This is a genomic window from Actinomadura rugatobispora (genome assembly GCF_042656285.1).
In the GTDB taxonomy this organism is placed as follows: domain Bacteria; phylum Actinomycetota; class Actinomycetes; order Streptosporangiales; family Streptosporangiaceae; genus Spirillospora; species Spirillospora rugatobispora.
In genome coordinates, this window is the sequence record NZ_JBHSON010000179.1 from 1 (window position 1) to 11581 (window position 11581).

12 protein-coding genes are annotated in these 11581 nt (G+C 73.7%); 3 read left to right on the forward strand and 9 right to left on the reverse strand.

The annotated features are described in order from the left end of the window. Positions 1–399: 399 nt before the first annotated feature. The 4 genes from ACFPZN_RS54820 to ACFPZN_RS54835 all read right to left on the reverse strand — a co-directional run bounded on the left by ACFPZN_RS54820 (position 400) and on the right by ACFPZN_RS54835 (position 4580). A complete protein-coding gene (locus tag ACFPZN_RS54820) occupies positions 400–1572 on the reverse strand; it encodes a CU044_5270 family protein (protein ID WP_378293144.1) in 1173 nt (390 codons plus the stop codon). After that, a complete protein-coding gene (locus ACFPZN_RS54825; RefSeq protein ID WP_378293146.1) occupies positions 1569–2207 on the reverse strand; it encodes an RNA polymerase sigma factor in 639 nt (212 codons plus the stop codon). Before ACFPZN_RS54825 ends, ACFPZN_RS54820 begins: the two co-directional genes overlap by 4 nt. A gap of 107 nt (positions 2208–2314) precedes the next feature. Further along, positions 2315–3529, reverse strand: coding sequence for an acetyl-CoA C-acetyltransferase (locus tag ACFPZN_RS54830; protein ID WP_378293148.1), 1215 nt, complete (start codon positions 3527–3529; stop codon positions 2315–2317). A gap of 151 nt (positions 3530–3680) precedes the next feature. Further along, positions 3681–4580, reverse strand: coding sequence for a LysR family transcriptional regulator (locus tag ACFPZN_RS54835; protein ID WP_378293150.1), 900 nt, complete (start codon positions 4578–4580; stop codon positions 3681–3683). Positions 4581–4731: 151 nt separating this feature from the next. On the opposite strand from ACFPZN_RS54835, the gene ACFPZN_RS54840 reads away from it, so the two are divergent. Beyond that, positions 4732–6264, forward strand: a complete 1533-nt coding sequence (locus tag ACFPZN_RS54840) for a 3-hydroxyacyl-CoA dehydrogenase (RefSeq protein ID WP_378293152.1) — start codon at positions 4732–4734, stop codon at positions 6262–6264. Positions 6265–6273: 9 nt separating this feature from the next. Here ACFPZN_RS54840 and ACFPZN_RS54845 read toward each other — a convergent pair whose 3' ends face one another. Then, a complete protein-coding gene (locus tag ACFPZN_RS54845; protein ID WP_378293154.1) occupies positions 6274–6750 on the reverse strand; it encodes a hypothetical protein in 477 nt (158 codons plus the stop codon). A 47-nt stretch (positions 6751–6797) separates the two neighbouring features. Here ACFPZN_RS54845 and ACFPZN_RS54850 point away from each other — a divergent pair, with 47 nt between their 5' ends. Beyond that, positions 6798–7523 carry a TetR/AcrR family transcriptional regulator gene (locus tag ACFPZN_RS54850; protein WP_378293156.1) on the forward strand — a complete coding sequence of 242 codons (726 nt, stop codon included), beginning with the start codon at positions 6798–6800 and terminating at the stop codon, positions 7521–7523. A 32-nt stretch (positions 7524–7555) separates the two neighbouring features. Here ACFPZN_RS54850 and ACFPZN_RS54855 read toward each other — a convergent pair whose 3' ends face one another. The 4 genes from ACFPZN_RS54855 to ACFPZN_RS54870 all read right to left on the reverse strand — a co-directional run bounded on the left by ACFPZN_RS54855 (position 7556) and on the right by ACFPZN_RS54870 (position 11056). After that, positions 7556–8791, reverse strand: coding sequence for a hypothetical protein (locus tag ACFPZN_RS54855; protein ID WP_378293158.1), 1236 nt, complete (start codon positions 8789–8791; stop codon positions 7556–7558). Continuing rightward, positions 8788–9411 carry an RNA polymerase sigma factor gene (locus ACFPZN_RS54860; RefSeq protein WP_378293160.1) on the reverse strand — a complete coding sequence of 208 codons (624 nt, stop codon included), beginning with the start codon at positions 9409–9411 and terminating at the stop codon, positions 8788–8790. Before ACFPZN_RS54860 ends, ACFPZN_RS54855 begins: the two co-directional genes overlap by 4 nt. 80 nt (positions 9412–9491) lie before the next feature. Continuing rightward, entirely contained in the window at positions 9492–10493 is a 1002-nt protein-coding gene (locus tag ACFPZN_RS54865; protein WP_378293162.1) for a CU044_5270 family protein, read from the reverse strand. Beyond that, the gene (locus ACFPZN_RS54870) at positions 10490–11056 is read right to left on the reverse strand and encodes an RNA polymerase sigma factor (RefSeq protein WP_378293164.1); all 567 of its coding nucleotides are present in this window, start codon (positions 11054–11056) and stop codon (positions 10490–10492) included. The genes ACFPZN_RS54865 and ACFPZN_RS54870 overlap by 4 nt, the downstream gene beginning before the upstream one ends. 398 nt (positions 11057–11454) lie before the next feature. Between ACFPZN_RS54870 and ACFPZN_RS54875 the strand changes: the two genes are divergently transcribed. Continuing rightward, positions 11455–11581 (forward strand): Hsp70 family protein (locus ACFPZN_RS54875; protein WP_378293166.1); only part of this gene is annotated, 127 nt, incomplete at its 3' end.

Below are 11581 nucleotides of genomic sequence, written 5' to 3' on the forward strand. Positions count from 1 at the left end.
TGAACAGATCCCACAGGAACCTCACCCGCCGGCCCGCCAGCGCTAGCGCCACCGCTACACCGACGAGCCCGACGATCAACGTGATCGCGTACTGCACAGTTCCGTCCTCCTGAGGTACGGGCGTTGGCTGTCAGCGTAGGGCTCGCGACAGATCGCACTTCATCCGGGGCCCGAATACTACTCGGCAGTAGCTTATGCGTCTCCCGAGGCGAACCGGCCACGTGATGTACCACTTGTGACCGGTGTATATACGCGCGGCCTTATCCCAGGCAAACCCGTCCGTCCCGGAAACCGCCGAACAGGGACGCCGGCGGCCCGTGACGGGCCCTCGCTGGGCCCTCTCACAAAAGAGCACCGGCCGTACCCGGAGAAGGTACGACCGGCGCTCTCAGCGGCGGGTCAGGGGAGGGCCGGGGGCCTCGGGGCCTCGTCGGTCCAGCCCGCGCCCAGGTAGAGCGTGGTGCGCTCCTTGCCCGGGACGGCACCGCCCTTGACCTTGCTGATCACGTGCTCCGACAGGACCTGCGAGGTGCCCGGGTCGATGATCAGCCGGGTGCCGGTCGAGCTCGTCCCGTACGAGGCGACGATGGAGAAGGCCACGCCGGGCCGTCCGCGCCCGTCCACGGCCCGGCCCTCCGACCGGACGACCGGCATGTCGGCCAGCGCGCGGAACGCCGCCGCCCGCACCTTCGGCGGCACCGGCGCGGTGGTCAGCAGGTCGAGCAGCTTGCCCGCCGCGAACACCTGCCTCACCTGCTCGTTCGCGGCGTGCAGGCGATCCCTGCCGCCGTCGTTGAGCGCGCGCTTCTCGGCGAGCTTGCGCAGAACCGCCGGGTCGGTGGGGAGTTTCTCCAGGTCGGCGAACGACGGCCTGTCCCCGGCGATCGGGACCTGCAGGCCGGCGGACCCGGCCACCTTCACCAGGGTCCCCCGCTCCGGCTTGGTCTGGACGTACACGGGCCGCTTGTCGACGGTGTCCCCGATGCCGAGGGTCCATCGCGCCGGGGAGCCGTCGAGCCGCCACGCCTTCTCGTCCTGCGGGGTCTTCGGCTTGGCCCCCACCGTGCGGTGGCCGCTCCAGTTGCTCCCGTTCCGGGCGGTCCACTGCTCCGAGATGCGGGCGTCCTCGACGGTGTAGGGACGGTCCTTCGGCCCCACCTTGATCGGCAGCAGGTACATCTCGCGGACGCGCCAGTACTTGCCCGTCGCCGGGGCCGTCTCCGCCTTCGCGGCGGCGGCGAGCAGCACGGTGCGGGCCGACGTGGCGTCCAACTGCCCGGCGGTGGGCCCGCCGTCGCCGCCCGGTGCGCCGTCGCCGGGGACGCCGCCGCCCGTGGACGCGATGACCAGCGCCGCCGCGGCGGCCGCGCCGACCAGGCCGAGCCCGCCGCCCCACAGCGGGGCGACGCGGCGCCGTCCCGGGACCACCCGGCGGTCCGCGGCGCCGCGGGCGGCGGCGGGCGCCATGGCGTGGGCCAGTTCCGCGGCCCGGGTCCCGGCGTCGACCGGGGCGTCCGGGTCAAGGTGGGTGGGACGCGCCTCGGTGAGGGTCCGCATCACGTCGCGGCTCATGACATCTCCTTACTGACCATCCGAACGCGGGAACGAGCGGGGGCGACCCCGTCCGCTGGGGCCTCCACGGGGCCGTCCTCGACCGCGCGCAGCAGGCGCTTGCGGGCGCGGTGCAGCCGTACGCGCAGCGCGGTGGCGCTGCACCCGACGACCTTGGCGGCGTCCTTCGGGGACAGGCCCTGCCAGGCGACGAGGATCAGGATCTCCCGGTCGCCCTCGGGCAGCGCGGCCATGGCGCGCAGCACCGCGAGCCGCTCGGCGACCCGTTCGGCGATGTCATCCTCGGCGGCGCCGGCGAGGCCCTGGCGGCCCCGGCCCCGGCCGGGCGGCGGCTCGTCCGCGAAGTCGGTGGTGAACGCGGCGCGCCGGGCCTCCTCCCGGTAGCGGTCGCGCAGCACGTTCCGGGCGACGCCGAGCAGCCAGGGCAGCGCCGGCTCGGGCACGTCACCCAGCCGGCGCCACGCCACCGCGAACGTCTCGCTCACCACGTCGTCGGCGGCCTGCCGCCCGGCACGCGCCGCGGCGTACGCCCAGACGCGCTGCCGGCAGGCGTCGTAGATCGCGGTGAAGCGCCCGGCGTCCCGGGACTCCCCCGGTTCCCCGGGCGCTCCGGATCCTCCGGATCCAACGGTCATCGCCCGCACCTCCGTCCGTCCCTTGTCTTCGGTGTGTTCTGACACCAGGAAGTGGGACGGGAAGGCCCATCGTTACCCGGCTTCGCAAAGATTCCGGGAGAGGAGGGTCAGGCGGGGACGCGCTCGAAGACGGCGGCGAGGCCCTGGCCGCCGCCGATGCACATGGTCTCCAGCCCGTAGCGGGCCTCGCGGCGGTCCATCTCGCGGGCCAGGGTGGCGAGGATCCGCGCGCCCGTGGCGCCCACCGGGTGCCCCAGGGAGATGCCGGAGCCGTTGACGTTGAGCCGGTCGTAGTCGTCCTCCTTCAGGCCCCACTCGCGGAGGACGGCGAGGACCTGGGCGGCGAACGCCTCGTTCAGCTCGATGAGGTCGATGTCGGACAGGCCGAGCCCGGCCCGCTCCAGCGCCTTCGCGGTGGCGGGCACCGGGCCGATCCCCATCGTGCGGGGCGGCACGCCCGCCCGCGCCCAGGACACCAGCCGGACGAGGGGGCGCAGGCCCAGCTCGGCGGCGCGCTCGGGCGTGGTCACCACGCACACGGCGGCGCCGTCGTTCTGGCCGCTGGAGTTGCCCGCCGTGACGGTGGCCTGGTCGTCGCCCTTCCCGAGGACGGGACGCAGCTTGGCGAGGCTCTCCACGGTGGTGCCCGGACGCGGGTGCTCGTCGGCGTCCACGACCGTGTCGCCCTTGCGGGACCGCACCGTGACCGGGACGATCTCGTCGGCGAAGCGGCCCTCGCGCTGGGCGGCCACGGCCCGCTCGTGCGACATGACGGCGAGGCGGTCCTGCTCGTCGCGGGAGATGCCGTACTCGCGGCGCAGGTTCTCGGCGGTCTCCAGCATGCCGCCGGGGACCGGGTACCGGTCGCCGCCCGCGGTGACGCGGCCCCGGGCGAGCGAGTCGTGCAGTTCGAGGCCGGAGCCGCGGATGCCCCAGCGCGCCTCGGTCGTGTAGAACGGCGCGGAGCTCATGCTCTCGGCCCCGCCGGCGATGATCAGGTCGCTCGCCCCGGTCTGCACCTGGAGGGCGGCGTTCACGACGGCCTGGAGGCCGGAACCGCAGCGCCGGTCGATCTGGAGGCCGCCGACCTCGACGGGGAGCCCGGCGTCCAGTGCGGCGACGCGGCCGATGGCGGGGGCGTCGGAGGTGGGGTAGCAGTTGCCCAGGAACACCTCGTCCACCGCCTCGCCGGGCAGGCCGGTGCGCTCCAGCAGCGCCCGGATCACGGTCGCCGCCAGTTCGACCGGCGGGACCGTCTTCAACGCCCCGCCGAACCGGCCGATCGGGGTCCGTACCGGCTCGCAGATCACCGCTTCGCGCATCACTCGCTCCATGTCCCTTGGCGTCCGCCCTGTCCCCGGGCGTCCGCCACGAGGATAGGCACGCCCCGGGCGCACCGGCCCGATCACGGTCGATACCAAATCCGGCACACAGTGATACGCCGGCCGACATAATCGCCCGCCGCGGAGATCGCTAGGAGGTCTCCGGGGTGGGCAGGACCTCCTCGGCCACGGCCAGGACGGAGCGCAGCGCCGCCGACGGGTTGTCCGCGCGCCAGGCCAGCGCCAGCTCCAGCACGTTCGGACGGCCCGCCAGCGGCCGGTAGACCATGCCGGGGATGCGGATGTGCTGCACCGACGAGACCGTCAGCGTGACCCCGACCCCCGCCCCGACCAGCGCCAGGATCGTGTACGAGTCGGGCGCCTCCTGCACGATCCGGGGCTGGAACCCGGCGGCGACGCAGGCGTGCACCAGGGCGTCCCGCACCGCCGAGCCGCGTGTGCCGGGGAAGGTCACGAACGGTTCGGCGGCCAGGTCGGGCAGCCGGATCTCGTGGTGGCGGGCCAGCGGGTGCTCGGCGGGCAGCGCCGCGACCAGGAACTCCCGCTCGATCAGCCGGACGAGGACGCCCTCGCGGTGCACGGGCAGCCGGACGAAGCCGAGGTCGTGGTCGCCGCCCGCGACCTTGGTGACGGCCTCGCCGGAGTAGGTCTGGCCGCGCAGCACCAGCTCGATGCCGGGGTGCCGGGCGCGGACGGCCTTGGTGAGCACGGGCAGCGTCTCGTGGCTGCTGGCCCCGGCGAACCCGATCGTCACCCGGCCGACCTCGCCGCGTCCCCCGGCCTGCGCGGCGCGGCGGGCGACGTCGAGGTCGGCCAGCACGCGCCGGGCGGGTTCGAGGAACGCCCGGCCCGCCGAGGTGAGCCGCACCGAACGGGTGCTGCGCTCGAACAGCTGCACGCCGAGCTCGTGTTCGAGCTGGCGGATCTGCTGGCTGAGCGGCGGCTGGGCGATGTGCAGGCGGGCGGCGGCCCGGCCGAAGTGCAGCTCCTCGGCCACGGCCACGAACCCGGCGAGGTGCCGGAACTCCATGACCCGATTATGACTGTTCAGGTATCAGCCATCGGTCGATTGTACTGAGTCAACTCTTGAATTCGACCGCCCCGGTGGGATTCCATACCAGCACGACGACACGCGACCGCGGTGCCGGAACGACAGGCGGGAACGACAGGGAGATGCGCTGATGGAGCGGTGGACGGCCGGGCGGGTCCGCACGATCCGGGTGATCGGGACCGGCGTGATGGGGCGCGGGATCGTCCAGCTCGCCGCGGCGGGCGGCCTGACGGTGGAGCTGGCCGACGTGCGCGCCGAGGCCGTGACCGCCGCCGTCGACCAGGTCGGCGCGATGTTCGACAAGCTCGCCGGCAAGGGCCGCATGACGGCCGGCGACGCCGCGGCGGCCAAGGCCAGGCTCCGCCCGGTCGGCGACCCGCTGGCCCCCGCCGACGGCTGCGACCTGGTGGTCGAGGCCGTGCGCGAGGACCTGGAGACCAAGCGGGAGCTGTTCGCGGCACTGGAGAAGGTGTGCGGCGAGGGCACGGTCCTGGTCACCAACACCAGTTCCCTGTCGGTGACCGCGATCGGCGCCGCGATGGAGGATCCGAGCCGCCTGGCGGGCCTGCACTTCTTCAATCCCGTGCCGCTGATGCGCCTGGTCGAGGTGATCCCCGGTGCCCGGACGGCCGCCTGGCTGCCCGGCGAGCTGGTGGACCTCGTGCGGCGGCTGGGCCACGAGCCCGTGCTGGCCCCCGACACCCCCGGCTTCCTGGTCAACCACGCCGGGCGCGGGCTGGTCACCGAGGCCATGCAGGTGCTGTCCGAGGCGGTGGCCGAGCCCGCGGACCTCGACCGCATCGCCCGCGAGGCCCTCGGCTTGAAGATGGGCCCGTGTGAGCTGCTCGACATGACCGGCCTGGACGTCTCCCACCCGGTGATGGAAATCATCTGGAACGGCTTCTACGGGGACCCGCGGCTGCGGCCGTCCAGGGTCACGCGCACCCGCGTAGAGGCCGGGCTGCTCGGCCGTAAGACGGGCGAGGGCTTCTACCGGTACGTGGACGGCGCCAAGCAGGAGCCGCCCGAGCCGCCCATCCCCTCGGCCGACCCGCGTCCGGTGTGGGTGCACGACTCCGAGCCCCTGCGCACTCTCCTCGCCAAGGGCGACGTCCAGCTGGAAGCGGGTCCGCGGCCTTCTGATGAGGCGGTCATCCTGGTCACCCCGTACGGCCAGAGCGCGCTTGAGGCCGCCCATGCGCACGGCCTCCCCGCCGAACGGACCCTCTCGGTCGACCCCCTGGGCGACTTCTCCGGGCGGCTCACCCTGGCCGTGCACCCCGGAGTGGACCCCGCCGTAGGACGGGCCGCGCTCGCCGCACTCGGCAGCACCGGCCAGCCCGTGACCGTCGTACGAGACGCCCCCGGTACGGTCGCGCAACGGCTGCTCGCTTCGATCGTTAACGTCGCCTCCGCGATCGCCGAACTGCGCCTGGCCGACCCCAAGGACATCAACACGGCCGTCAAGCTCGGCCTGGGCTACCCGCAGGGACCTCTGGAATGGGGCGATCGCGTGGGGCCCTCCACCATCCTGCGCATTCTCCGCGCCCTGCACGCCGCCACCGGCGACCCGCGTTACCGCCCGAGCCCCTGGCTGGTCGAACGAGCCGAACTCGGCCTCCCCCTGAGCGAGACCGGCACCACCCCCGGCGACCTGCGCTGACCGAAGGAGTCAGTCCGACTTCGCCGGCTCCGCCGAAGGAGCCGCTTGCGCGACGGGCGGCGCGCCGGGAACGGAGCGCCGCAGCACGAAGGCGGCGAGCAGGGGGGCGTCCAGCGCGGCGCCCGCGCCGTTGCCGAACGCCGCCGCGACCGCCACCTGCAGCAGCGCCAGCCCGGCCTTCAGCGGCCCGTACGCCAGCACCAGCTGGAGGAACTGGGTCAGCGCCAACAGCGTCCCGGCCAGCGCGAACGCGAACAGCGCGATCACGATCGCGGCGCCGGAGAAGCCGGGCCGGGCCAGCAGCCGCAGATCGAGCATCGGCTCGGGGTTGCGGTGCTGCCAGGCGGCGAACGCGGCCAGCGCGACCGCGGCGACGGCCAGCCCGCCGAGCGTGCGGGCGCCCGTCCAGCCGTGCCCGGGCCCGGAGATCAGGCAGAGTTGACTCGCACACTGTACGAGTAAACTCGCACGCTGTTCAACTCTCATACTCTGTACGAGATACGCGGGAGAGGTGAGGGAGAGGAGACCGGGCGATGGCCGGGAGCGAGAAGGGCCCCACCTCGGTGTGGACGCGCCCCGAACGGCGGCGCCGCGAGCAGCCCACCCTCGGCCGCGACCAGATCGTCGACGCCGCCCTCGGCCTCCTCGACGCCGAGGGGCTCGCGGGCCTGAGCATGCGCCGCCTCGGCACCCGCCTCAACGCGGGCGCCACCTCCGTCTACTGGCATGTGGCCAACAAGGACGAGCTGCTCGAACTGGCCCTCGACCGCGTCATGGGCGAGGTGACCGTCCCCGACCCCGCCGAGCGGGGCTGGCGCGAGGCCGCCGCCGGCTACGCCCGCGGCCTCCGCGCGATGATCCACCGACACCCCTGGACGGTCACCCTCTTCGGCGACCGCCCCATGCTGGGCCCCAACGCCGCCCGCGCCCTCGACGAGACCCTCGCCGTCTTCGCGCACGCCGGCTTCACCGGCCACGACCTCGAATACGCCTGGTCACTGGTCGTCGACTACGTCGTCGGCGCCGCCGGGAGCGAGGCCGGCCGGCACGCCGCCCAGACCGGCACCACCGCCGCGGACTGGATGCACTCCCTGGGCCCCTACCTCGCCCGGATGGACGCCGAACGCCCCCGCTTGGCCGCGCACATCCGCGACATCTGGTCCGGCGACGACACCGAGAACATCCTGGAGGCCCGCTTCGCCTTCGGCCTCGAAACCGTCCTCGACGGCCTTGAGGCGCGCAGGCCCGGCCGGGGGTGAGTCCCCGGCCAGGCCCTCCGCAGCATGGAGTGTCAGGCGTGGTGCGGGGTCTCGTTCGTCCAGCCGGCCTGGAGGACGAGATCCCGGTTCAGGACGTCCCCCGGCCGCATGCCCTTCATGGAGCCGCCCGGCTTGACCACGACCTTCCGCCCGGAGAGGATCCGGTAGGTCTTCGGCTCCAGGATGAGCTGGTAGTCGAAGACGGTTCCGCTGCCCTCCTGCATGGTGCCGCGCGCGGCCAGCCCGATCCCGGTGCGCCCCCGGTCGTCGGTCACCGACCCGATCGTCCGGACGCCGGACACGCCGGCGAGGAGACGGAACGCCGCCGCCCGCACCTCGGGCGTCGCGGGGCGAAGGGTGAGGAACATGAAGCCCGACATCAGGTCGCCCGCGGCGTCGCGTTCCTGCGTCCGGAGACCTGCGGGCACCTCCCGGGCGTGCGCTGGGATCTGCTTGGTGCGCTTGGGGAAGAGCAGTTCCCCGACCTTCGACGGGTCGGCTACCACGCTCACGTCGTTCGGGCCCTCCCTGAGCGCGCGGCAGTCCGCGTCGGAGAGGGGCTTGCCGTCCTTGCGCATCTTCGCGCAGACCTGCTCGAAATCCTTGGCGGCCCGCTTCTTCCGCTCGGAGGTGGTGCGGTCCTCCTGCCACCCGCCGGGCCCGACACCGTACGTCTTGCCCGGGACGGTGCTGAGCGTGGCCCAGTGGTCGTTGGACCAGACGCGCATCGTCTTGGGCGAGCCCGCCTTCTTCCAGGCGGCCTTGTCGGCCGCTGTCAGCGGGCGGGCGCCCAGGTCGCGGGCATAGAGGACGTTGTCGTCCGAGTCTGAGCGGGCCGTCCACCTGTCCCACTGGGAGGTGTAGCCCAGGACGGTGTAGCCGCCCGCGCCCTCGTCGCCGACCCGGTATGCCTGGCCGTCGACGGTCTGGACGCGCCAGTAGCGCCCGGTCGGCTCCTTGGCCGCCTGCTCGGCCGCGGCAAGCAGGATCGACCGCGCAGACGTGCCGCCGGACTCCTCCGGCTGCGGTACCGCCGTCCCGCCGCCCCCCAACGTGGCGACGGCGACGGCGGCCGCGGCCCCAGCGGCGACCAGGCCGGTGAGGCCGAGCTGCATCCGCCCGACCAGGCGCCGCCGGGCCCGGACGCGGCGCCGCGGACGGCGTCCGGCGATCTCCGACTCCAGGGCCTGCAATGCCGCGCCGGTGGCGCGGACGGACGGCGGCGCGGGCTCGGCGAGCAGATCGCGGACCATCTTCATCTCGTTCATGCCGTGGACTCCTCAGTGGTCAGCATCCGATCGGCCCCGCCCAGCGCCTCGCGCACCTTCTTCCGAGCCCTGTGCAGCCTTGACGCCACCGTGCCGGTCTTCAGATCCAGCGCCGCCGCGACCTCGTCGTACGAGAGGTCCGCGAGCGCCACCAGGAGGAGGACGTCGCGGTCGCCGGAGGACAGCCGGGCCAGGGCCCTGGCGAGCTCTCCCCCGACCTCGCCCGCACTGACCCGGGCGGCGACGCGGTCCTCGTGACCGTCGGCGACGCCGTCGACCGGGGTGCGGGCGAGCGCGCGGTAGTGGCGCCGCTCGGCCCGCCGGTGCAGGCCGACCTGGTTGGTGGCGATCCCGTACAGCCAGGCCCGGACCGCCCCCTTCTCCGGGTCGAACCGGTCCCGGCGGCGGAACGCGGCCAGGAACGTCTCGGCGGCGATGTCGTCGGCGGCGTCGGCGCCCAGGCGGCGGGCGACGTAGCGGTGGATCTCCGCGAAGTACCGGTGGAAGATCCCGGCGAACAGTTCGGGCTCATGCCACGACCTCGCGATCGTCTCCGCGTCGTCCGCCGGTGGGTCGGATCCGGGCTCCGCGGCCTCGGCCGAGGCGTGGCTCTGTCTCATGGGAGGTCCTTGTCGTGGGGGAGGCTGTCACCCCGTACTCATCCGCACCGGGGATCCGCCTTCACGGCCCCGCCCCGGCCTCAGGGAGCGGTCGGCACGCGCGGCTTCTCGTCGGTCCAGCCGACTTCCAGGTAGGTCTCCGAGAACTCGGGGTGCCTGGGAAGGACCGTCCTGATCGACAGCAGTTGCGAGGTGGCGGGATCGACCAGCACACGCTCCTGCCCGTCCTTGCCGAGCCGCAGCTCGCGGCCCGGCCGTCCGCGCTGGTCGCGGGCGACGCCGCCGTCCCGGACGCCCGGCCGGTCGGCCAGCGCCCGGAACGCCGCCGCCCGGGTCGCGGGCAGCGCGGGCACCTGGACCAGCAGGTAGGTCAGGAGGGTGTCGACGAATCCCTCGATGTCCACCTTCCGCCAGTTGGGAGAGACCCCGGACGCGACCTTCCGCGCCCACCGCTCGATGCCCTCGGGGGTGGTGGGCAGGCCGCGGATCTCCTTCAGGGTGAGCGGCTGGTCCACCACCGAGAACCGGTTCGACCGCGGGCCGCGCGTGAGCCAGCCGCGCTCTCCCGCAGGCTTTCTGGGCCCTCCGAGCCAGAGGTGCCCGCTCCAGTACGCCCCGTCCTTGCCTTTCCAGTCCACCTCAAGTGACCTGCCGGCGTGGTTCTGCCGGATGTGGCTCACCTTCCAGTAGGCGCCGTCGGTGGCCGGCTTGCGTTCCGCCGCGGTCGCGGCCATCAGAAGCACCTGCCGGCTCGACATCTGCTGCAACGCCTCCACCGACGCCCCTGGCTGCCCGGCCTTGGTCGGGGGCGCGGACGGCGGCCCGGCCGGGGTGCCCGTCCCGAGACCGCTGATCGCCACGATCGCGGCCGCCGCGGCGGCGGTGAGGCCGGTGCCGAGGGCGGCCCAGCGCGGTGCCCGGCGCGCGGAGCGTCCGCCGCGGCCCGTCCTGGACGGTCCCGGGACGGCGGCGGTCATGGCGCGGGCGAGGTCGCGGTCGCGCCGGGACGGGTCGTGCGGAGGTGTGAGGGAGGCGGGACGGGTGCCGGCGATCCGGTCCATGATGTCGTCGCGGTCGCTCATGCGCGCTCACTTCCAGGGGTCAGTACGGATCGTGCGGCGGCCTCCCCGGCCGGAGGGGCGGCGGGAGGCAGGGTGAGGGCGCGCGCGAGGCGGCGCCGGGCGCGGTGCAGGCGCACGAAGAAGGTCGCCTTCGAGCACCCGACCACCCGCGCCACCTGGCCGGGGGTGAGGCCGTGCCAGGCGACCAGCGTGAGGAGCTCGCGGTCCTCCGCGGAGAGGGCGGCCAGCGCCCGCAGCATCTCGGCGCGCTCGACCACCGCCTCCGCGATGTCGCCGGCGGTCAGCTCGGCCGGCGAGGTCCAGGCGCGCAGCTCGGCGTCCAGGGAGTCGCGCCGGGCCTGGGTGCGGTACGACTCGCGCACCACGTTGCGGGCGATGCCGAGCAGCCACGGCAGCTCGGCGTCCGGCAGGTCGCGCATCCGCCGCCAGGCGACACAGAACGTGTCACCGGCGACCTCTTCGGCGAGATGCCGGCCGGCCCGGCTCACGGCGTAGGCGTACACGCGGTCGTAGTGCGTGTCGTACAGCGCCGTGAACCGGGCCCTGTCGTCGGGATCCGTCACGTCGAACCCTTCGTCCCGGGGGTTTGGGGGCCATCACCCGGGAAGTGATCGAGATCGGCCACTTCTTACACCCCGGTCCGGAACGCCCGCCATCGCCCGGCGTCCTTCTCACGGCGGAGGGCGGTCGCTCGTCCGGCGGAGGGCGCGGCCCCGGGCCGTCGTCCTCGGCGACGAATCTGCGCTCGCTCCCGGCCGCGGGGAACCGGAATACATCGCTCAATCGTCCTGTTGAAGAGGTCGTCAGCAAAGTTGAGTCGCCAAGACTCAAGTGATTTGACAGAGGGAGTCGCTCACGGCACCCTTGCCAACAGAGACTCGACCGGCCGCCGTCCCGCCCTCAGGCGGAGGCGGGCCGGCCCACATACCGGACGAGAACCACACGACGGAGGACGAGGGACATGACACGTGCGGTCGGTATCGACCTGGGGACGACCAACTCGGTCGTCGCGATCCTGGAGGGCGGCGAGCCCACGGTGATCGCCAACGCGGAGGGTTCGCGGACCACGCCGTCGGTGGTGGCGTTCG